Annotated in this window: 21 protein-coding genes; 14 read left to right on the plus strand and 7 right to left on the minus strand. The window is 63.8% G+C overall.

Annotation, left to right across the window (positions count from 1 at the left end):
* Window positions 1–18 precede the first annotated feature (18 nt).
* Window positions 19–360, minus strand: a complete 342-nt coding sequence (locus ASD04_RS19335; protein WP_156461130.1) for a hypothetical protein — start codon at window positions 358–360, stop codon at window positions 19–21.
* Window positions 361–684: 324 nt separating this feature from the next.
* Here ASD04_RS19335 and ASD04_RS19080 point away from each other — a divergent pair, with 324 nt between their 5' ends.
* Genes ASD04_RS19080 through arsK form a run of 6 tightly spaced genes read left to right on the plus strand, consistent with a single transcriptional unit; the run spans window position 685 to window position 4,620 of the window.
* Window positions 685–1,041: a metalloregulator ArsR/SmtB family transcription factor gene (locus ASD04_RS19080; protein WP_082531019.1), complete on the plus strand. Its 357-nt coding sequence runs from the start codon at window positions 685–687 to the stop codon at window positions 1,039–1,041.
* Window positions 1,034–1,561: an arsenate reductase ArsC gene (locus tag ASD04_RS05835; RefSeq protein WP_056253922.1), complete on the plus strand. Its 528-nt coding sequence runs from the start codon at window positions 1,034–1,036 to the stop codon at window positions 1,559–1,561. The genes ASD04_RS19080 and ASD04_RS05835 overlap by 8 nt, the downstream gene beginning before the upstream one ends.
* On the plus strand, window positions 1,561–2,256 hold the full coding sequence (locus ASD04_RS05840; RefSeq protein WP_056253923.1) for an MIP/aquaporin family protein: 696 nt from the start codon (window positions 1,561–1,563) through the stop codon (window positions 2,254–2,256). Before ASD04_RS05835 ends, ASD04_RS05840 begins: the two co-directional genes overlap by 1 nt.
* Window positions 2,253–2,675: an arsenate reductase (glutaredoxin) gene (gene arsC, locus ASD04_RS05845; protein WP_056253926.1), complete on the plus strand. Its 423-nt coding sequence runs from the start codon at window positions 2,253–2,255 to the stop codon at window positions 2,673–2,675. The genes ASD04_RS05840 and arsC overlap by 4 nt, the downstream gene beginning before the upstream one ends.
* 13 nt (window positions 2,676–2,688) lie before the next feature.
* Complete coding sequence (gene arsH, locus ASD04_RS05850; protein WP_156461174.1) at window positions 2,689–3,375, plus strand: arsenical resistance protein ArsH; 687 nt, start codon at window positions 2,689–2,691, stop codon at window positions 3,373–3,375.
* Between the two features lie 6 nt (window positions 3,376–3,381).
* Complete coding sequence (gene arsK, locus ASD04_RS05855; RefSeq protein ID WP_056253931.1) at window positions 3,382–4,620, plus strand: arsenite efflux MFS transporter ArsK; 1,239 nt, start codon at window positions 3,382–3,384, stop codon at window positions 4,618–4,620.
* Between the two features lie 95 nt (window positions 4,621–4,715).
* Here the strand turns inward: arsK and ettA are convergent, their stop codons facing one another.
* Window positions 4,716–6,371, minus strand: coding sequence for an energy-dependent translational throttle protein EttA (ettA, locus tag ASD04_RS05860; RefSeq protein ID WP_056255437.1), 1,656 nt, complete (start codon window positions 6,369–6,371; stop codon window positions 4,716–4,718).
* A gap of 179 nt (window positions 6,372–6,550) precedes the next feature.
* Between ettA and ASD04_RS05865 the strand changes: the two genes are divergently transcribed.
* Complete coding sequence (locus ASD04_RS05865) at window positions 6,551–7,444, plus strand: biopolymer transporter Tol (protein WP_244488260.1); 894 nt, start codon at window positions 6,551–6,553, stop codon at window positions 7,442–7,444.
* Here the strand turns inward: ASD04_RS05865 and ASD04_RS05870 are convergent.
* The 4 genes from ASD04_RS05870 to ASD04_RS05885 all read right to left on the minus strand — a co-directional run bounded on the left by ASD04_RS05870 (window position 7,441) and on the right by ASD04_RS05885 (window position 13,082).
* Window positions 7,441–9,030, minus strand: a complete 1,590-nt coding sequence (locus ASD04_RS05870; RefSeq protein WP_056253934.1) for a tetratricopeptide repeat-containing diguanylate cyclase — start codon at window positions 9,028–9,030, stop codon at window positions 7,441–7,443. The two genes, ASD04_RS05865 and ASD04_RS05870, sit on opposite strands and share 4 nt — an antisense overlap.
* A gap of 90 nt (window positions 9,031–9,120) precedes the next feature.
* Entirely contained in the window at window positions 9,121–10,221 is a 1,101-nt protein-coding gene (locus ASD04_RS05875) for a methyl-accepting chemotaxis protein (protein WP_056253936.1), read from the minus strand.
* 148 nt (window positions 10,222–10,369) lie between these two features.
* Window positions 10,370–12,538, minus strand: coding sequence for an FdhF/YdeP family oxidoreductase (locus ASD04_RS05880; protein ID WP_056253942.1), 2,169 nt, complete (start codon window positions 12,536–12,538; stop codon window positions 10,370–10,372).
* 133 nt (window positions 12,539–12,671) lie between these two features.
* Complete coding sequence (locus ASD04_RS05885; RefSeq protein WP_082531020.1) at window positions 12,672–13,082, minus strand: nuclear transport factor 2 family protein; 411 nt, start codon at window positions 13,080–13,082, stop codon at window positions 12,672–12,674.
* Between the two features lie 70 nt (window positions 13,083–13,152).
* On the opposite strand from ASD04_RS05885, the gene ASD04_RS05890 reads away from it, so the two are divergent.
* On the plus strand, window positions 13,153–13,725 hold the full coding sequence (locus ASD04_RS05890; protein ID WP_056253949.1) for a TetR/AcrR family transcriptional regulator: 573 nt from the start codon (window positions 13,153–13,155) through the stop codon (window positions 13,723–13,725).
* Here the strand turns inward: ASD04_RS05890 and ASD04_RS05895 are convergent.
* A complete protein-coding gene (locus ASD04_RS05895; protein WP_056253953.1) occupies window positions 13,722–14,855 on the minus strand; it encodes a PQQ-dependent sugar dehydrogenase in 1,134 nt (377 codons plus the stop codon). The two genes, ASD04_RS05890 and ASD04_RS05895, sit on opposite strands and share 4 nt — an antisense overlap.
* A 204-nt stretch (window positions 14,856–15,059) precedes the next feature.
* Between ASD04_RS05895 and greA the strand changes: the two genes are divergently transcribed.
* The 6 genes from greA to ASD04_RS05920 all read left to right on the plus strand — a co-directional run bounded on the left by greA (window position 15,060) and on the right by ASD04_RS05920 (window position 21,077).
* The gene (gene greA / locus ASD04_RS05900) at window positions 15,060–15,533 is read left to right on the plus strand and encodes a transcription elongation factor GreA (RefSeq protein WP_056253956.1); all 474 of its coding nucleotides are present in this window, start codon (window positions 15,060–15,062) and stop codon (window positions 15,531–15,533) included.
* Between the two features lie 155 nt (window positions 15,534–15,688).
* Window positions 15,689–16,639 (plus strand): thioredoxin-disulfide reductase, encoded by a 951-nt coding sequence (gene trxB, locus ASD04_RS05905; protein WP_056253958.1) that lies wholly within the window; start codon window positions 15,689–15,691, stop codon window positions 16,637–16,639.
* A 116-nt stretch (window positions 16,640–16,755) separates the two neighbouring features.
* The gene (locus tag ASD04_RS05910) at window positions 16,756–17,649 is read left to right on the plus strand and encodes a LysR family transcriptional regulator (RefSeq protein WP_056253961.1); all 894 of its coding nucleotides are present in this window, start codon (window positions 16,756–16,758) and stop codon (window positions 17,647–17,649) included.
* A 147-nt stretch (window positions 17,650–17,796) separates the two neighbouring features.
* Window positions 17,797–18,501, plus strand: coding sequence for an HAD family hydrolase (locus ASD04_RS05915; RefSeq protein ID WP_056253964.1), 705 nt, complete (start codon window positions 17,797–17,799; stop codon window positions 18,499–18,501).
* 677 nt (window positions 18,502–19,178) lie between these two features.
* On the plus strand, window positions 19,179–19,340 hold the full coding sequence (locus ASD04_RS19695; protein WP_200940237.1) for a Thivi_2564 family membrane protein: 162 nt from the start codon (window positions 19,179–19,181) through the stop codon (window positions 19,338–19,340).
* Window positions 19,341–19,970: 630 nt separating this feature from the next.
* Window positions 19,971–21,077: a hypothetical protein gene (locus tag ASD04_RS05920; protein ID WP_056253967.1), complete on the plus strand. Its 1,107-nt coding sequence runs from the start codon at window positions 19,971–19,973 to the stop codon at window positions 21,075–21,077.
* Window positions 21,078–21,104 lie beyond the last annotated feature (27 nt).

Below are 21,104 nucleotides of genomic sequence, written 5' to 3' on the forward strand. Positions count from 1 at the left end.
CCGGCTTGCGTCCGCCGGCTATTGCTCGACCAGCACGCAGAATTCGAATTCGTCGCCGCGCGCCCAGCAGCCGGGCCTGCCATCCACGGCGCGGAAGTCGCGCAATTCGTCCGGCACCTGCCCCGGCCCGGCATCCGCCGCGATCAGGAAAGCCGTACCCACGCCTTCCTCCACCAGCGTAAAGGCAAAGGTCTTGCCGTCAGGCAGGGCAAAGGTCAGCCCGCCGCCATCCAGCGCCACATCGCAATCGAACGTGTCATACCCGGTAACCGTACACTGCCCCGGCGCGCCCGCCGCCAGCGTCACCATCCCGCCCGTAGCAGCGACCATGACCGCGGCCGCCCAAATCATCCGTTTCAAGTCTTGCCCCCAGAGCAATCAGCCAGTGCAGTACCGTGGTTCTCTCTTAGCGCGGGAATGTGGGGGTGTCGCGGATTTTTGCGCCCACAGGTGAACAGAAGAACAAGCAGGCATGCCCAGACGCCCGCCGGTCACGCGTTTGTCGCGTCGCATGCCAAGGCCGGCAGCGAAGGCGAACCCCCAAGCGATCGCCGCCCCGTGTGTGGAGTGATGGGAGGAGGATCCGGGAGGATTTGGCGAGGGATAAGTTGGATAAGGGTTGGTGGCTTACGCCCCCCACGCGAAGCCTTGACCCTCGACTGATATATCGATATTTGTCGATATATGGAATCAAATCACGCCATAGAGGTATTCGCCGCCCTGTCGCAGGCAACGCGCCTCGATACCTTTCGACTGCTCATGGAACATGAGCCCGAAGGCCTCGCGGCAGGTGAGATCGCACGCCGCCTCGATGTCCCGCAGAACACCATGTCCAGCCACCTGGCTATTCTGACACGTGCCGGACTTATCGAATCGGAACGCCACAGCCGGTCGATCGTCTATCGGGCTGTCGTCGAGCGCGTCCGGGAGATTGCCAGCTTCCTGGTGCAGGACTGCTGCGGCGGCCGCCCCGAGTTGTGCGAGCACTTGGTTGCCGAATTCACCCCGTGCTGTTCCCCGATGGAGCCGAGCCATGCCTGACCGCGTCTACAACGTCCTGTTTCTCTGTACCGGCAATTCAGCCCGATCGATCCTGGGCGAGGCCGTCCTCAACCACGTCGGCCAGGGTCGCTTCCGAGCGTACTCCGCCGGCTCCGCGCCGAAGGGTGAGGTGCACCCCATGACGCTGGAAATCCTCGAGAAGGTTGGCATCCCCACCAAAGGCCTGCGCTCGAAGGCCTGGGACGAGTTCGCCGTGCCGGGTGCGCCCAAGATGGATTTCATCTTCACCGTCTGCGACAACGCCGCCGGCGAGTCTTGCCCCAACTGGCCCGGCCAGCCGATGACGGCCCATTGGGGCATCGAAGATCCTGCCGCCGTACAGGGTCACGAGTTCAAGCAGCGAGCCGCGTTCGAGGACGCCTTGCGATATCTTCGCAACCGGATCGGCGCTTTCACCAACCTGCCACTCGCCAGCATCGATCGCATGGCCCTGAACTCCAAGCTCGAGAGCATCGGCGCCATGGACGGAACGACGACCAAGTCGTCGAACGTCGCCTGATGATCGATCTTCCCCGCCGCCTCGCCGCCGAGGCCCTTGGCACCGGCATCCTGGTGGCAGCTGTCATTGGCTCGGGCATCATGGCCGAGACCCTGACAAACGACGTGGCGCTGGCATTGCTCGCGAACACCATCGCAACCGGCGCAATCTTGGTCGTGCTGATCAGCACGCTCGGGCCGATCTCGGGGGCCCACTTCAACCCGGCGGTGTCGCTGGTCTTCGCGCTGCGCCGCGAGCTGTCGGCCCGGGACGCTGCCCTTTATGCCGCGGTGCAGGTCGCTGGTGGTATTATCGGCGCCGTCATTGCCCATTCGATGTTCGAGCTGCCGCTGCTACAGGCGTCGACCAAGATCCGCACCGGCGGAGCACAGTGGTTCTCCGAAGGCGTTGCGACCTTCGGGCTAGTGGCCATCATCCTTGCCGGCATTCAATTCGAGCGAAAGGCGGTGCCGATGCTGGTGGGTTTATACATCACGGCGGCCTACTGGTTTACGGCGTCGACCTCGTTCGCCAACCCGGCCGTGGCGATCGCCCGCTCCCTTACCGACACTTTCTCCGGCATACGTCCGCTCGACCTGCCGGGGTTCGTCATCGCCCAGATGGCCGGCGCTCTGGTCGCCCTGGCCCTGATGTCCTGGCTCCTGCGCGTGCCGGGTTCGAGCGACCTCCCCATCAACCCGGAAGACCGAGCATGACCGTCACCATCTATCACAACCCCGAGTGCGGCACGTCCCGCAACACTCTCGCGATGATCCGCCAATCCGGGGCAGAGCCTACCGTCATCGAGTACCTCAAGACGCCGCCGAGCCGCGAGCGGATCATGGAACTGGTAGCCGCTGCCGGCATCCCGCTGCGGGATGCCTTGCGCAAGAAGGACACGCCTTATGCGGCGCTCGGCCTGGGCGACGCCGGCTTGTCCGACCAGGCGCTGCTCGACGCCATCGAGGCGCACCCGATCCTGTTGAATCGTCCCTTCGTGGAAACGCCGGTCGGCACCCGCCTGTGCCGCCCGTCCGAGGTAGTGCTCGACATCCTGGAGAACCCCGATATCGGGCCGTTCACCAAGGAGGACGGGGAGGTCATCATAGACGCAGAAGGGAAGCGTATTGCCTGATCTACCCAACGTCGTGCCGGCAGCGCTCGAGATCCCGGACTTCTCGAAGCTGAGCGCTCCCGACCTGCAGCACAGGCCCCGCATCCTGATGCTCTACGGCTCGCTGCGGCAACGCTCCTACAGTCGGCTGCTTACCCTCGAGGCGCAGCGTCTGCTGGAAACCTTCGGCGCCGAGGTTCGTATCTTCCACGCCAACGGCCTGCCGCTGCCGAACGACGCGCCCGACACACATATCAAGGTGCAAGAGTTGCGCGAGGCCATGCTGTGGTCCGAGGGTCAGGTGTGGACGTCGCCCGAGCGGCATGGCGCAATGTCGGCGGTGATGAAAGCGCAGATCGATTGGATACCGCTGCCGGGTGGAGCCATCCGGCCCACCCAGGGACGCACGCTGGCCGTCATGCAGGTTTCCGGGGGATCGCAGTCCTTTAACGCCGTGAACCAGATGCGTATCCTCGGTCGCTGGATGCGGATGGTGACCATCCCCAATCAGTCTTCCGTAGGCAAGGCGTTCCAGGAGTTCGACGAGGCGGGTCGCATGAAACCGTCATCCTACTACGATAGGGTCGTCGACGTCATGGAAGAGCTGGTGAAATTCACGCTGATCAACCGCGGCCTGTCCGGCTATCTGACCTCCCGCTACAGCGAGCGCAAGGAAGCGGCAGCCAAACTCGAGGAGCGGGTCGGCCTGAAGTCGATCTAGGAAACGATGGCCGATACCCATTCGAACGCCGGCGCCATATGGGCGCTCGGCGTCACCCAGATCATCGGCTATGGCACCCTCTATTACAGCTTCAGCATCCTGGCACCGGGCATTTCCCACGACCTTGGCGTCGCGGTGGAGTGGATCTACGGCTGCATCTCGTTAGCTTTGCTAGCCGGCGGAATCGTCTCTCCCTGGGCGGGCGGGTGGGCCGACCGGGCCGGCGCCAGCAGGGTCATGTCGCTCGGATCGATAGGCGCGGCAGCGGCTCTGGCGGTCTGCGGCCTCGCAGCCCACACGGCCATGTTCCTAGCCGGCATGATCCTCGTCGAATTGGCATCGGCCCTTGTACTTTATTCGACCGCGTTCGCCTTCTTGGCGCAGACGACGGGCTCCCGGGCACAACGCAGCATCACCTACCTGACGCTCATCGCCGGGTTCGCTTCGACCATCTTCTGGCCGCTCACCACCTGGCTGCTGCAGGCCATGGACTGGCACCAGGTCTACTTCCTGTTCGCGGGCCTGAACCTGGGCGTTTGCCTGCCTCTCCATCTCTGGCTCTCCAGATTCGCGCGGATCGCTGCCACCCGGCCGGTGGAAACGTCTGCCGCACCGAGGCCGATGACGGTCGACAATGCCGACCTCGTCTTTGTCCTGATCGTCCTCGGTTTCTCCCTGGCCGGCTTCGTGTCTGCGGCGACGCTGTTCCATATGGTGCCGGTGCTTGGGGCTCTGGGGCTCGGAACTGCCGGCGTCTGGGTGGCAACGCTGCTCGGTCCCGCACAGGTGGCCAGCCGCTTGATCAACATGGCGTTCGGCAAGGACCTGACGCCCGCTGCACTGGCGGTTGTGTCGGCCATTACCATGCCGCTGGCGCTCAGCACCTTGGCACTGTCCGCGCCATCGACCGCGGGCGGCGTCGCGTTCGCCATTGTCTTCGGCCTGGGCAGTGGCTTGTTCAGCATTGTGTCCGGCACGCTGCCACTGGCCATTTTTGGCACGGCAGGTTTCGGCAAGCGACTAGGGTGGATCGGCATGGGGCGCCTGGGCTTGTCTGCACTAGCGCCGTTCGCGCTATCGGTGACCCTCGGGGTCATCGGTCCCAAGCCATCGTTGTGGATATTAGCGTCGTCCGGCCTCTTGTGCGTCGCCGTTTTTACCGAAGTCTGGCGTCGCTGTCGTCCAACAGGCAGTGGCGAGCTCGGTCCTTCACCAGGAATGACGCCTGCTAACCCTGCTTCCTAGTCGCATACCGGACAGTCCCCTCCCCACCCCAAAGCGGGTGCTATCTCGGCAGACCCGAAGGGGGCACCCTGAAATCGACAGCGTGCCCCGTTCGCTTACCTGGTCAGCGGCTTGTATGTCGCGCGCTTCGGGTTCACCGCATCGGCGCCCAATCGCCGGATCTTGTCCTGCTCGTAGTCCGCGAAATTACCCTCGAACCACTCGACATGGCTGTTGCCCTCGAAGGCCAGCATGTGGGTGGCAAGGCGATCGAGGAACATGCGATCGTGGCTGATGATCACGGCGCAGCCGGCGAATTCTTCCAGTGCTTCTTCCAGCGCGGCGAGGGTTTCGGTGTCGAGGTCGTTGGTCGGTTCGTCGAGCAACAGCACATTGGCGCCGGATTTCAGCATCTTGGCGAGGTGCACGCGGTTGCGCTGGCCACCCGACAGGTTTCCCACCTTCTGCTGCTGGTCGCCGCCCTTGAAGTTGAACGAGGAGGTGTAGGCGCGCGAATTCACCTCGCGCTTGCCCAGCATCAGCACTTCGTCGCCTTCCGAGATTTCCTCCCAGACGGTCTTGTTGGGGTTGAGGCTGTCGCGGCTCTGGTCGACGTACCCGAGATGCACATTCTCGGCCACGGTCACGCTGCCGGCATCGGGCTTTTCCTGGCCGGTCAGCATCTTGAACAGGGTGGTCTTGCCGGCGCCGTTCGGCCCGATAATGCCGACGATGCCGCCCGGCGGCAGCTTGAAGGTGAGATTGTCGATCAACAGGCGATCGCCGAACGACTTGGTGAGCCCGTCGATATCGATGACATTGTGGCCCAGCCGCTCGCCGGCCGGGATGATAATCTGCGCCGTGCCCGACATGGTGCGGGCTTCGTTGAGCTTGACCAGGTCGTCATAGGCCTTGATGCGGGCCTTGGACTTGGACTGCCGCGCCTGCGGGCTCTGCCCCATCCATTCGCGTTCGCGTTCCAGCACCTTGGCGCGGGCCGCGTCTTCGCTCTTTTCCTGGGCGAAGCGCTTGGCCTTGGCGCCAAGATAGGCCGAGTAATTGCCCTCATAGGCCACGCCGCGGCCCCGGTCGAGCTCCAGAATCCAGCCCGTGACATTGTCGAGGAAATAGCGGTCGTGGGTAATGATCAGCACCGCGCCTTCGAATTCGCGCAGGTGCCGCTCGAGCCAGGCCGTGGTTTCGGCGTCAAGATGGTTGGTCGGCTCGTCCAGCAGCAGCAGGTCGGGTTTGGAGAGCAGCAGCGCGCACAGCGCCACGCGGCGGCGCTCGCCGCCCGACAGCGTGGTGACGTCGGCATCGCCCGGCGGGCAGCCCAAAGCTTCCATCGCCACTTCGACCTGCGACTCGAGATCCCACAGATTCTCGGCGTCGATCTTGTCCTGCAGCGCGGTGGCCTCGTCGGCCGTCTCGTCCGAATAGTCCATCATCAGTTCGTTATAGCGATCGACGATGGCCTTCTTTTCCTTGACGCCGGTCATCACGTTGCCGAGCACGTTCAGCGCCGGATCGAGTTCCGGCTCCTGCGCCAGATAGCCCACCTTGGCACCCTTGTCGGCCCAGGCTTCGCCCTGGAATTCGGTGTCGATGCCGGCCATGATCTTGAGCAGGGTCGACTTGCCCGAACCGTTGGGGCCGAGCACGCCGATCTTGGCGTCGGGGTAGAAGCTGAGATGGATATTATCCAGCACCTTCTTGCCGCCGGCATAGGCTTTGGACATTCCGTGCATGTGGTAGATGAACTGGCGAGCCATCGGCTTGCTGACCTCTTCGGCGTTTTCGGTGATTGGCCGCCTATGTAGGGGAGTCAGGGTCATCAGGCAACTCTCCGAAGGGCACGTGCGACAGCTTGCGCCGAAGCCGTGGCATCTGGAAATCGCTTTTCCCAGCATGCTAGGCTGCGCGCACGTCCTCCCACCTGCGGTGCCCCATCGTGACCTATATCTTCCCGCGCCGCGGCCGTTCACTGGCACCAGGGCAGCGTTCCGAGCTTGTCGTCATCGATAACAGTGGCGCAGCCGAGGTGATCTTCACCGCCCAGGAGGTGATCGAGGCGCCCAACTGGTCCGCCGACGGGCAGTTTCTGGTGTTCAATGCCGGCGGTCGCCTGTTCCGCATTGCCCCGACTGGCGGCATGCCGGAACCCATCGATACCGGCGCTCTCGCCAATCTCAACAATGACCACGTCCTGTCGCCTGATGGCACCACCATCTATGTCAGTTCCGACGACGGCCACCTCTATGCCCTGCCCTTTGCCGGCGGCCCTCCCCGCCGCGTGTCGAACACCCACGACACCCCGTTCCACTACTATCTCCACGGCATCTCGCCCGATGGCGCCACGCTGACCTATGTCGCGGTGGAACAGCGCGGCGACGAGCGGCAGGCCAATATCTTCATTATCCCCTCGGCCGGTGGGCCGGACACCAGGCTCACCGACCTGTCCATGCCCAATGATGGCCCGGAATATTCCCCCGATGGCCGCTGGATTTACTTCAACTCCGAACTGGCAGCGAGCCGGCCCGGCCATGCGCAAATCTTCCGCATGAACGCCGCCGATGGCAGCGACCTCGAGCAACTCACCTTCGACAGCCAGGTCAACTGGTTCCCGCACCTGTCGCCCGATGGCAGGCTGGTGGCCTTCCTCAGTTTTCCCCCTGGCACGCTCGGCCACCCGGCCAACAAGGACGTCCTGCTGCGCCTGATGTCTCCCACTGGAGAAAATCAGCGCACTTTGGCCAGCTTCTTCGGCGGTCAGGGCACCATCAACGTCAATTCCTGGGCGCCGGACAGCCGGCGTCTGGCTTACGTGGCCTATCCGCGCTTCTAGCCCGTCAGGCTGACCTCTTCGACCAGGTCCGTGCTGATCACCCGGTTGCGGCCCGATGCCTTGGCTCGATAGAGCCGTCGGTCGGCCACCGTCATCAGTTCCATCAGCGGCCCGCCCCGGGAGGCGGCAACGCCGATGCTCGCGGTCAGCCGCAGCCTCGGCGCCAGATCGGTCAGGTCCGCGCGTTCGAGTTCGCCACGCACCGCCTCCGCGACAGCCGATGCCGCCTGGATGTCAAGTCCGGCGAACAGCAGGGCGAACTCCTCGCCACCAAGCCGGAAGGCGCGCATATAGTCGCCAAGCCCGGCCAGCACTCCGGCCACTCGTTGCAGCACCGCGTCGCCCACCAGATGCGAATATTGGTCATTGATGGCCTTGAAGTGGTCGAGATCGGCGATGGCGAGGCAGAAGCGGCTGCCTTGCAACTGCTTGAATGCCGCGTCGAGACTGCGTCGGTTGGGCAGTCCCGTCAGCGGATCGTGTCCCGCCTGTTCTTCCAGCGCCGCCGCCTGCACGCGCAGCTTGCTGGTTTCGAGTTGCATTTCCACCAGTTGCGCCCGCCGGCGGATCATCTCGCCCATCTGGCGCTGATAGGCGATATGGAACCGCTTGTAGAGCGCCAGCGCCTCGGCGGTATTGCCCAGCGCTTCCTGCACTTCGGAGAGCCTGCGGATAGTATTGGCCTTGTGATCCGCATGCGAACTCGCCTCGGCCAGCGCCACCGCGCGCTCGCAGAATTCCAGGGCTTCCGCGAGCCGCCCGGTGCGCGTCAGCAGTTCGCCGCGCGTATAGAGATAATGGATATGCTCGCGCAGGCCGACCTCGCCGGTCAGTTCATCCCACCGTTGGAGATAGGCGCTCGCCACGTCCTCGCGTTGGAGCAAGGCATAATATTCGGCGCCGTTGCACAGCGCCGTGCGCAGCGACCACTTGCAGCCACAGGCCTCGGCAATGGCGATGGCCTGGTCATTGGTGGCCAGCGCCCGCTCGCGCCACAGCCGTCCCTCTTCCACCTTGCCGTCGTTCTCGGCTGCCTCGGCAATCGATACCTGCGAAAATGCCAGGTTGCAGAGATAGAGCGACTCCGCCCACGGGTCGTCCGCGTCGCGCACCAGCGCCAGGCTGCGCTCCAACAGCGGCCCCACGAGCTGGTCCTGCCGGCAATACATCAGCGTCACCGCCTTTGCATTGATGGCAAAGGCCAGGATGGACGGGATATCGGCCAGTTCCGCCAGGCTCACCGCCGTACTGGCTTCGGCAAAGCCTTCATCCACGAGGCCCAGTTCGACCAGCAGCCAGGCATAGATGGCGCTCGCATGCGCCTCGCGCGCCGTATCGCCGAGTTGCGCCCAGAGCGCCTTTGCCGCGATAGCGCAGTCGATGCCCTGCTCGGCATGGCCCAGTTGCAGACAGAACCAGCCGACCTGCGTCAGGCACTGGGCAACGCAGGTATCGTCTTCCGCCTCGCGGGCCACCTCGAGCAGCACGCGCACGTCCCGCAGCGCCTCGGACGAGCGGCCGGAACGCCCCATGTCCCAGGTCCGCGTCAGGGCATTGGTCAGGTCGGGATCAGACGGTTTGGGCACGGCGGCGCCTGAGCTTGCGATCGATCAGCTCAGGATCGGCTTTTCGCGTAAACAAACCGAAAAGGCAGTCGTTGCAAGGCCACCAATGGCTCAGCGCCCGGCCATGCCCAATGCCTGCCGGATGGTCTCGTCCTGCTCGGTGCGCTGCAGGATGACACCCCACCAGCCCATCCCGTCATACTCCTGGTAGCCCAGGGTGCGCGCGAAGGCGACGATATTGCCCCGCCCGTCATAATAGCTGCCGCGCTCGCGATCTTCGCGGCGCAGGTCGAAGGTGGTGAACCGGCTTTCCGGCCGCGTCGAGGCGATCACTCTGCCATGGCCGTCGAGCAGCATGACCTCGGTGCGCTCGGCGATCTTGGGTGGCAGCGCCGCCTCGGTCTCGACGATGGAACGACCCTGTTCCTGCCAGTCGAAATAGACGCCCAGCGTGCCCAGCACCTGGCCATTGGCGCGGCCATTGCTGCGCACCGCCGTACTATAGACCAGCGCTTCCCGCCCGCCATGATGCGGGCTCTCCGCCACCTCGCCCGCCGCATAGGCATCGCCCGAGCTGGTGCTGCGCGCCGCGCGGAACCAGGCCTCGCGTGAAAAATCTGCGCCCAGGACATTGCGGGCATGATTGGCATTGGCGCTGGCTACCACGCGGCCCTGCGCATCGGTCAGCACCAGGTCGCAATAGACGCTGTAGAACTTGTTGATCGCGGCCAGCCGGTCGGCGGCGAAGGCCACTGCATCGGCGGCGGCGCCGGGCTCCAGCGCCTGCCAGAACGCCGTGTCGGTAGCCCACCAGCGCACGTCGGCGGTGCGCTCATAGAGGTTGCGCACGATCAGCTGCACCAGCGATTGCGCCAGGTCGATCAGGCGCGCGCCCTCCATCTCGTCGACCAGTGTCTCGCTCATGGCGCGGCTGAGCGAAATCCGCCCCACCAGCACATCCTGGAAACGGGTGGCGATATCGGCCGCCCGATCGGCCAGCCGCTGCACTTCGTCGGCCACCACGGCAAAGCCCTTGCCGGCGTCCCCGGCCCGTGCGGCCTCGATGATGGCATTGATGGCCAGCAGCTTGGTCTGCTTGACGATCTGCAGGTTGCTGCTCGAATAGGATTGCAGCTCGGTCCCGATGCCCTCCATCACCACACGCATGGCGCGCGGCGATGCGGCTACGGCCGCATTGTCGTTCGAATTCATCTTTGCGTCCCAATGCACCTTGGGTCGGCCAGACGATTGTCATTTGCGCGCAGGCACTGTTTACGGCAAAGGACAGCCACTTGGTTCGACAGTATTAGCGGCCGGACAATGAATGAATATGGTAACCAGCCGGTAAATTTGTCTTCTTCTATGTCTCGATCCACACCGGCACGGACTTGAAGGCCGGCGTCTTGCTGCGTGGATCGACCGCGGTACCCACAAGCACATTGGCCTCGGGATAGTAGGCCATGGCGCTGCCCCGTGGCAGGTCGAACAGGGTGGCGATTGCCGGCATCCGGCCGGTATCTGATGCCAGCGTCACCGCCTGCCCCTCGCTGAGGCCGAACGCCGCCATGTCCTCGCCATTGAGGAACACCGCATGCCGCCCGGCGCCGCCGCGATAGCTGTCCTTTTCCTCGTAGATGATGGTGTTGAACTGGCCCTCGCTGCGAACGGTCGCCAGCGTCAGCCTTTCCCGTTGCGGCTTGGGCAGTGGCGTCACCACGAAATGCGCCCTGCCGTCGGCAGTGCCGAATTCGGGCGTATGCATCACCCGTTGCTTGATGTGGAATTCCTGTTTCGCCACGTCGATATCGGCCAGTTGCTCCATGCCCGGCACAATGGCGGCGATGGCATCGCGCACCTTCGCATGGGCGCTGAACGCCTTGAATCGGATGGGCGAATCCGGCAGCAGCCGTTGCCCGAGCTCGCCCAGGATCCAGCTTTCCGGCCGCACATTCTCCAGCCGGCGAATGCCGCCATCGGACAGCCGGACATAGTTGAACATCGATTCCTGCGTCGTCGGCTCCCATTCCTCGTCGCGCGCCGTCACCGGCAGGATCATCACCTCGCCGTCGCCCAGGCCATGCACATGGCCCATATTGAGCGTCGTGGTGAGGAACAGCTTGAACCCGATGGCGCCCATCGCCCGGCTGGCAAAGGCCCGGTCCGGCGTGGCGCCCCACAAATTGCCGCCCATGATGACCGCGCTGTCGATCTCGCCGGCCTCCGCTGCCTTGAGGCAGGCCATGGTATCGAAGCCTTTCTCCTCGGGGAACTTCACCCCGAAGGCGGCTTCCATCCTGTCCAGTACCGCCTTGGCCAGCACCGGCTTCACCCCGATCGTGCCGATGCCCTGCACATTGGAATGCCCGCGCAGCGGCAACAGGCCCGCATAGCGCTTGCCCACCATGCCGCGCAGCATGGCCAGGTTGGCGATGGCCTCCACATTGGCAACGCCGTGGATGTGATGCGTCATGCCCATGCCCCAGGCAAAGACCACGCGGTCGGCCAGCCCATAGCGCCGCGCGATATGGGTGATTTCCTCGCGCCCGACACCGCAGGCTTCCACGATCTCGCCCCAGCCCAGCGCGTCGAGATCGGCCTTGAATGTCTCGAACCCGCTGGTATGGGCCGCAAGAAAATCCCGCGCTTCCAGGCCCAGTTCCAGCACCGCCTTGGCGATGCCCTTCATCAGCGCGACATCCGAGCCGATGCGCGGCTGCACATAGTCCGAGGCGATCTCGCTGCCGCCCTTGAGCATCGAGCCCGGCGACTTGGGCACCGCGAACTTCACCAGCCCCGGCTCCTTGGCCGGGTTGATGACGATCACCTCCCCACCCCGCTCGCGGCAGTTCTTCAGCATATGGATGAAGCGCGGATGGTTGGACGAAGGGTTGGCGCCGATCACGAAGATCATGTCGGCCCCGGTCAAATCCTCCAGCTCCACGCTGGCCGTGCCCTTGCCGATGGTGGTCGCCAGCCCCTCGCTGGTCGCCTGGTGGCAGTAATACGAGCAGTTGTTGACGTTGTTGGTGCCAAAGGCCCGCGCCAGCAACTGGAACAGGAAGCCGGCCTCGTTGGACGAGCGCCCCGAGGAATAAAAGAAGCTCCGCTGCGGGTCGGTGGTCCCGAGCCGGGCCGCCGCATGCTCGATGGCGAAATCCCAATCGACCGGCTCGAAATGATCCGCCCCGGCCGCCTTGAACAAGGGGGTGTCCAGCCGGCCCAGATGCTCCATTTCCCGCCCGTTCAGCTCCTGCAAATCTTCCAGCTCATGCTCGAAGATCGCGTATGGAATGGCCGGCTGGATATCGGTCGACTGCGCCTGCACGCTCTTGTTGCAGACCGACGGGAATTCGCCGAGTTCGTTGGTCATGCCGCCGCGCTGCCCGCCCATGCCATAGGCACAGGCCTTGCACGCATTCTTGGCCGTCAGCGCCTTGCCGGCCTTGCCCACGCCCATGCGGGCAATGGTCGCAAGTGTATACAGAACCTTCTTGGGTCCGCCCCCAACAATGTGACTTGTATCGGCCATGGCACGGCTCCGGCTTGCTGCGTGTATACATTGTCGATGGATCACAGCGCGGAAGCAAGTGATCTCCACCGCGATCAATCATATTCTTACACCCGGCAAGGCCCAGTCAAAACGGTCGGACTTACCACCAGCCTCAGGCCACCGCGCTGAAATCCTCGTAACAGTCATAGTTGCGCTGTTCGATGATGCGCCCGTCCTTCAGGCGGAACACCATGCAGATATGGGCCACCATGACGTCCCCCGGCAGCAATCGGCCGACGGGAATGACCAGGTCGCCCTCCCAACGCGCTTCCACGACCACCCGGTCGCCGACAGCAATGACATCGTCGAAAACATAGCGCTGCCCGCTCAGCACCTTGCCCTCGCCGGCACGGCGCAACCCCTCCATCATGGCGGACAGGTCATCCACGCCTCCCGCCGGACGGATGCGGTTGGGCAGTTCATGAAACTGCATATCGGGATGCAGCAGCGACGCAACGGCGCCGACGTCAAACCGGGTCACGGCGTCCACATACGCCCTCACGATTGCAACATTGTCAGTCATTTCAATCTCTATAGAACATCGTTCTAGAAAGGTGATAGAACATAATTCTAGTTTCGTCTAGATTGTGCGCATGACCATCGACCGCCGCCGCCAGATACTCGATGCCGCCCTCGCCGCCTTTCTCGAAAAGGGCTATGCGGCCACCTCGATTGCCGACATTCGCGCCCGCAGCGGCGCCAGTACCGGCAGCATCTATCACTTCTTTTCCGGCAAGGGCGCGCTGGCCGAAGCCTTGTTGCGCGAATCTGTGTCAGGTTGGGCAGACCTCTCGGCTCCCGCGCTCGATCCCGATGCCTCTGCGGAAGCCGTCCTCAAGGCGTCGGTGCGCGGCCTGATGCTTTGGGGATTCGCCAATCCCGCGCGATTCCGCTTCATGGACGAAATCCGCACCCTGAAGTCCGCCGATGCCGATTTCGCCGCGGTGCGGGATTTGCTCGACAACGGCCAGACCGTGGGGGCCGCCCAATATGCCCGCATGAGCGCCGCCGGCGCGGTGCGCAATCTGCCCTTCTCCATCGCGCACGCGCTGATGCTGGGGCCGGCCTATGCCTATCTCTGCCGCGCCGGCGCCACCCCCCCGGACGAAGCCACCCGCATCGCCGAATTCTTCGCCGACGCCGCCTGGCGCGCGGTAAAGACCTAGCGTCCCTCCGGCGCCACGCGGATCAATCGGCCATTATCCTCGTCGGTCAGCAGATAGATCGCCCCGTCCGGCCCCACCCGCACATCGCGGATGCGCCCCAATTGGCCCGCGAACAGGCGCTCCTCGCCGACAACGGCATCGCCTTCCATATCGAGCCGCACCAGCAACTGGCCGCTGAGCCCGCCTGCCAGCAGGTCACCCTGCCATTCCGGCAACAGCTCGCCGTCATAGAAATCGAGCCCGGATGGCGAGATGGACGGGTCCCAGTAATGCAGCGGCTGCTCCAGCCCGGCTTTCTCGGTGCCTTCCCCGATCGGCACGCCGGAATAGTCGACGCCATAGGTGATGACTGGCCAGCCATAGTTGGCGCCCGGCCGGGGCATATTCACCTCGTCGCCGCCGCGCGCGCCATGCTCCACCGTGAACAGCACGCCGTCTTCGCGCAGGGTCGCGCCCTGCGGATTGCGGTGGCCCTTGCTCCACAATTCCGGCGCCCAGCCTTCCGGCTTGGGATTGTCATCCGGCACCGAACCGTCAGGCGCAATCCGCACGATGGCCCCGGCGAGATCGGCGAAATCCTGTGCCCGGTCCTGCTCGCCGCGCTCGCCCAAAGTCACGAACAGGTTGCCGTCCTGCCCGATCACCACCCGCGACCCGAAATGCCGATTGGTAGTGGTGAACCGGTTCATGCGGAAAATGACCTTCTGGTCTTCCAGCCGCCCGCCATCGCCTTCGAGCACCAACCGGGCCGCCAGCACCGCCGTCCCCTGCCCGCGCTGCTGGCCGGCATCCTCGGCCCGCTCGGAGAAGGTGAGATAGATCTGTCCGCTGTTTTCGAAATCGGGCGCCAGGGCCAGGTCGAGCAAGCCGCCCTGCCCCTGGTTGTAGACATTGGGCACGCCAGCGATCGGCGTGCCCGCCACGCCATCGGCGATCACCCGCAATTGCCCGCTGCGTTCGGTCACCAGCATGCGCCCGTCGGGCAGGAAGCCGAGCGCCCAGGGATGGTCCAACCCTTCGGCGATGACCGTGGCGGTGAGATTGCCGGCGCTGGATTCGACGGTCTGCGCGGCGGCCGGCGTGGCGATCAGCGCCAGAAGCGCCCCGAAGGTGGTGGCGAAGCGGTACATTGGCGGGCCTTTCGCTGCGATCGGAGGCAAAAACTTGAACGCGCGTGCAAACATGACCATGTTCCTGACGACACCCGCTTGACCGAAACGCGGCAGGCGGGCAATTTGAAGCTGTTTCCCCATAAAACAAAATCGTGAAGCGCACGCCGAACGGAATTTTGGCTGGGAGAAGCTATTTATGCCGAGCCGATTGGAGGCGACGAAATGGAAAAGATTCCGATGACGATCGGTGGCCACAAGGCCCTGACCGTCGAGTTTGAGCACCGCACTGCCAGCGAGCGCCGTCGTATCATCGACGCCATTGCAGAAGCGCGCGCCCATGGGGATCTGTCCGAAAACGCCGAATATTCGGCCGCCAAGGAACAGCAGAGCCTCAACGAGGGCCGCATCAAGGAACTCGAGACCATCCTGGCGCTCGCCGATATCATCGATGTCAGCAAGCTCAGCGGTACCTCGGTCAAGTTCGGCGCCACCGTTACCTATCTCGACGAGGACACCGAGGAGGAAAAGACCTACCAGGTCGTCGGCGATCCCGAAGCCGATGCCTCGGCCGGCCGCATCTCGATTTCCTCGCCCATCGCCCGCGCCATGATCGGCAAGTCCGAAGGCGATTCGTTCGAGGTCGCCGCTCCCGGTGGTGCCCGAAGCTACGAAATCATCAAGATAAAGTATGTCTGATGCCCAAAGGTTGGGCATTTGCCTGACCAGGGTGTGACATTTCAGTCTGTTCCACAGGCACGTGGCTGCCAATGGAATGGTTTGCCTTGAAAGAATGCTCCTTCGACCTTTAACTAGGGGAGAGGGAGTATTCGCATTTGTCGGAGAGCGTCGCGATGCACGCGAAAGTCATCATCATCGGGTCCGGTCCGGCCGGCTACACCGCCGCTATCTATGCGGCGCGCGCCATGCTGGAACCCGTGATGATCCAGGGTCTGCAGCCCGGCGGGCAGCTGACCATCACCACCGATGTCGAGAATTACCCCGGTTTTGCCGATGTCATCCAGGGCCCCTGGCTCATGGACCAGATGAAGGCCCAGGCCGAGCATGTCGGCACCAGGATCGTCAATGACATCATCGTCGGTGTCGATTTCGACAGGCGTCCCTTCGTGCTGACCAGCGACAGCGGCACGGTCTATACGGCCGACAGCGTCATCATCGCCACCGGCGCCCAGGCCAAGTGGCTGGGCCTGCCCAGCGAGCAGAAATTCCAGGGTTTTGGCGTCTCTGCCTGCGCCACCTGCGATGGCTTCTTCTATCGCAACAAGGAAGTGCTGGTGGTCGGCGGCGGCAATACCGCGGTCGAGGAAGCCCTGTTCCTCACCAATTTCGCCAGCAAGGTGATTCTGGTGCATCGCCGCGACGAGTTCCGCGCCGAGCGCATCCTGCAGGACCGCCTGTTCAAAAATCCCAGGATCGAAGTGCGCTGGAATACCGAAGTGGTCGAAGTCGGCGGCGCGCCCATGCCGCCTTCGGTCAATACCGTGACCCTGCGCGACATTGCCGGCAACCGCACCTATGAGCAGCCGATCGACGGCATTTTCATCGCCATCGGCCACGCGCCCGCCACCGCGATCTTCGCCGGCAAGCTCGACATGAAGCCCGGGGGCTACCTGCAGGTGAAGCCGGGCACCACCGAAACCAACATCCCCGGCGTCTTCGCCGCCGGCGATGTGACCGACGACGTTTACCGTCAGGCAATCACTGCGGCCGGCATGGGTTGCATGGCGGCGCTGGAAGCGGAACGATACCTCGCCGAACACGAACTCGCCGAAGCGGCGGAGTAGTCGGCCATGATGTCCCACTTGCACTTTGCCTGCTTCTGCTCCTGCCATGTCTCCGCCGTGTTGGCGGGCAAGGTTCCGCACCCCGGCTGATAGACAACTAGAAAGCGTCCAACCAAATGCTCGACTGGGACAAGCTCCGGATTTTCCATACCGCCGCCGAGTCGGGCAGTTTCACCCATGCCGCCGAAAAGCTGGGCATGAGCCAGTCTGCCGTTTCCCGCCAGATTTCGGCGCTGGAAGACGATCTCGGCCTCAAGCTCTTCATCCGCCACGCCCGCGGCCTGGTACTGACCGAGGTCGGCGAACAGCTCTTCCGCACCGCCCACCGCATGCACTGGGAACTCCAGCAGGTGGAGACCCAGATGTCCGAAAGCCAGGACGTCCCCACCGGCCCGCTGATCGTCACCACCACGGTCGGCATCGGCTCGACCTGGCTCAGCTCGCGGCTCGACGAATTTTTGAAGCTCTATCCGCTGATCCAGCTCGAAATCCGCCTCAACGACGCCGAGCTGGACCTGGCCATGCGCGAGGCCGACGTGGCCATCCGCCTGCACCGGCCCAACCAGTCCGAGATGATCCAGCGCAAGCTGTTCACCGTCCACAACCACTTCTATGCGTCCAACGCCTATATCGACGAGTTCGGCATGCCCGCCAGCGCCGAGCAGCTCGATGACCATCGCATCATCAGCTTCGGCGAGCCGGTGCCGTCCTATCTGGGCGACATCAACTATCTCGAACGCATGGGCCGCTCCGATTCGAGCCCGCGCCGCGCCGCCCTCAAGGTCAACGCCATCTATGGCATGCTGCAGGCCTGCCGCGCCGGCATCGGCATCGCCATGCTGCCCGACTATGTCACCGAGCAGGAAGACGGCCTGGTCCAGGTGCTGCCCGAGATCGAGCTGCCCGCCTATGAAGGCTTTTTCGTCTATCCGCCGGCCCTCAAGAACTCCAAGCGCGTCGGCGTCTTCCGCGACTTCCTCGTGGCAAAAGCCAGGGAATGGAGCTTCTGACATCGTGCCACGCCCTCGTGGTTCGAGGCTCGCGAAGGGCTCGCACCTCACCATGAGGCTGTTGGAACAGCGGATCAAGAGTAGCCCTCATGGTGAGGTGCGCCATGTGGCGCCTCGAACCACGAGGGCGTGCCACCGAGGCCACCCATGCCCATCACCACCATCGCCCTCGATGCCGATGACACCCTCTGGCAGAACGAGCAGTTCTTCCGCCTGACCGAGCAGCGCTTCGCCGACCTGCTCAAGGACTATACCGATGCGCCCGATCTCAACGCTCGCCTCATCGCTTCGGTCACCAGGAACCTCTCCTTCTACGGCTTCGGCATGAAGGGCTTTGCCCTCTCCATGGTCGAGACCGCCCTCGACATCACCGATCATCGCGTCCCCGGCACCGTCATCGCCGAAATCCTCGCCGCGGGGCGCGAATTGCTCAGCTACCCCATCGAGACCCTGCCCTATGTCGACCAGGCGCTCGACCGGTTGCAGCAGACGCACCGGCTCATCCTCATCACCAAGGGCGACGTGTTCGACCAGGAGCGCAAGATCGCCGCCTCGGGCCTTGCCGACTATTTCGCCGCCGTGGAAATCGTCGCCGACAAGAACAAGGCCACCTATGCCCGCATCTTCGCGCGCCACACCGATGGGCCCGATCGCACCGTCATGGTCGGCAATTCGCTGCGCTCCGACATCCTGCCCGCGCTGGAGGCTGGCAGCTTCGCCATCTACGTGCCCCACGACCTGACCTGGTCCTACGAGCATGCCGACGAGCCGGCCGATGAGCCGCGCTATCGCAAGATCGCCCATCTCGGTGAACTTGCCGGCGCCATCGCCAGCCTTGAGCGCGCCGAATAAGCTCATTTATCGCCAATTCAGCCAACTGGGCGGACACCCTGCGCCAATCCATCTTCGGCGCATTCAAGGGGGATATGGCGAATAGCCCCGTCTTCCGGCGCAGCACCTACGGTGATTTCGCCCAGCTATTCCAAGTCACATGCGCCCGGCGCATGGCTTCCATGTCACCTGCCCGATTGTTGCGCCTAAGCTCGCGTCCTATATCGCCTCAAGCACAGCGGGTGCTTCTCCTCCTCCCTTGCGCCCTGCTGCGTTCCCTCCTTGCGGGAACTTGTTCCTGCAACTGATGTGGCTCCGCTCTCCCCTCGAGCGGGGCCACATTCTTTTCCAGCCTGCGCGAATTTGCATGGCTGACATGTCAGACCTTGTATTGTCTACCAGCTCGATAGAGTTCATATTCGAACCGTCGCTGAGGCGCGCTCCGATCTCCTCCTCCCTTCGGACCCCGTATCGCGACACCGAACCGGGATCGTATCCTCCTCCCTCGATCCAGGTTCAACGGCAGAGCGCATATCCTCCTCCCTTGCTCTCTGCCCCACTTTCGATTTGGCTTCGGCCCTATCATCAGGCTCCAACCTCGGTTGGAGCCTCTTTTTTTGCCCTGTAGAACGGCCCGCGCAACGAACCGCGCCGGCATGCGTTACCTCCCGGCGCGATACACGCGCCCGGAGCGTCACATGTCTGTCCTGATCAGTATCCTGATCACCTTCCTGGTGGTCGTCCTCATTCTCTGGCTGGTTCAACGCCTGCCCGTCGAAGCGCGCATTCGCCAGATCATCCAGATCGTGGTCATCGTCATCGGCATAATCTCGCTGCTGAAATACCTGGCGGTGTTCTAGGACTGACAGAATGTCGCTGTGCAGAATGCATGGCAGTCATGTTGACCTGTCTATTGCTGACCAAACGGTCAAAACCTATATTGGTCTCGTCGCTGGTGAAGCCGCTCCGTATCCTCCTCCCTCGGACCCGCTTCTTGCGACACCGGATTTAGGCCGTATCCTCCTCCCTCGGCCTTCATCCACCCGGTTCGGCGCATATCCTCCTCCCTTGCGCAGGGCCATACTTTCGATTTGGCTTCGGCCCTATCATCAGGCTCCAACTTCGGTTGGAGCCTCTTTTTTTGCCCAAAGCGACGCGGCAAAGCCCCCCATATCGGCGAATCTGCATGGCAGCATTTCCCATTGTGCGTTTGTGTCGCGCCGCGCGGCATCCGATAGTGCGGATGACCAGTTCAGCGGCGTTCGTGGCGCCGCTCCTCCAAGGTCAGACGCTTCGGCTGAAGACCTCTAAGGCCCTGCCCATCCCCTCGGGCGGGGCCTTTCTTTTGCAAGCAAGCGCCATTCTTTCCTACCTCCCGGCAAGTTCTGCCGCCCCGTCCCGGAGCAGGAACCTCAACGCACTGATTTTGCTCGCTTTCCTTCCGGCACGCGACTTGCATCGCGGTCCCTGACCGATTGCAGGAGCATCCGATGGTTGCCGTCAGCAGCGCCGCCTATTCGACCAACAGCTATTACAAGGCCGCAGCGTCCGCCCAGGCCGCCACCGCCACCACGACAGCCAGTACGGCGGCGAGCGGCACCGGCGAACAGGCGGCGACCTCGGTTACCCTCTCCGACGAGGCCCTTGCCGCCCTCGCCGAACGGGACTTTGCCACCGTTGTCGCCGATGCGCGCGCCAAGCTCTCCGCCCTGCTGACCGAGGCCGGCCGCACCTCGCCGCTCGAAGGCGACAAGCTGGCGCTCGACCTCTCCAGCCTCGATGCCCGCGAACTCTTCGCCATGGCCAGCGACGACAGCTTTACCCAGGACGAGCAGGACGCGGCCGGCCTCGAAATGCAACGCCGCTTCGAGGCGGCCCTGGCCGGCCCTGCCGCCGTTGCCGAGGTCACCGGCAATTTCACCGGCCTCTACAAGGCAGCCGCCGAATATCTCGACAGCCTCGGCGCCGAGGAAAAGGCCGGCGCCGACTGGATCGCCGGCCGCGCCGCCATCACCGAGGCGCAGAAGCAGCTGCAGGCTGCCCCCAAGACCATGCCCGACGCCGGCGCCGACGATCCCGTGGCGCTCTATCTGGCGCTGGTCGAAGCCGGCGAGGCTGCCGAACCGCAGGCCATCGAGGATGTGGCCACCGGCGCCCGCAAGACGCTCGACACCCTCTATGCCGACGCCATCAAGGCCGGCAAGGTGCCCACCTTCAACAAGTCGACCACCGTGGGCACCTATATCGATATGTCGAAATTCCCCAGCCGCACGCTGTCGTCCATCGTGCTCGACGCCACCGGCCAGTTCACCACCCAGGAAGTCAGCGCCGCCAACACGGCCCTGCGCGACAAGAGCGGCGCCGCCCTGCTCGCCGGCTTCCAGAATGCTGCCAAGTCCAGCGACCCCACCGCCTTCAGCCAGAACATCATGTCGATCTTCGCCTCGATGAGCGCCGAGGAACGCCAGGCTGCCGGCTGGAGCGAAAAATTCTACCAGGCCGCCGTCGACAGCTACACCACCACCAGCAAACTCACCCAGATGTTCGCCCAGGCCGGCGGCGACAGCACCGGCTTTTTAAGCTGGATGGGGAAGTAGGGGCAAGCGCACGAACTTGCCCATGAG

The sequence above is a fragment of the Devosia sp. Root436 genome (assembly GCF_001426345.1).
Classification (GTDB): domain Bacteria; phylum Pseudomonadota; class Alphaproteobacteria; order Rhizobiales; family Devosiaceae; genus Devosia.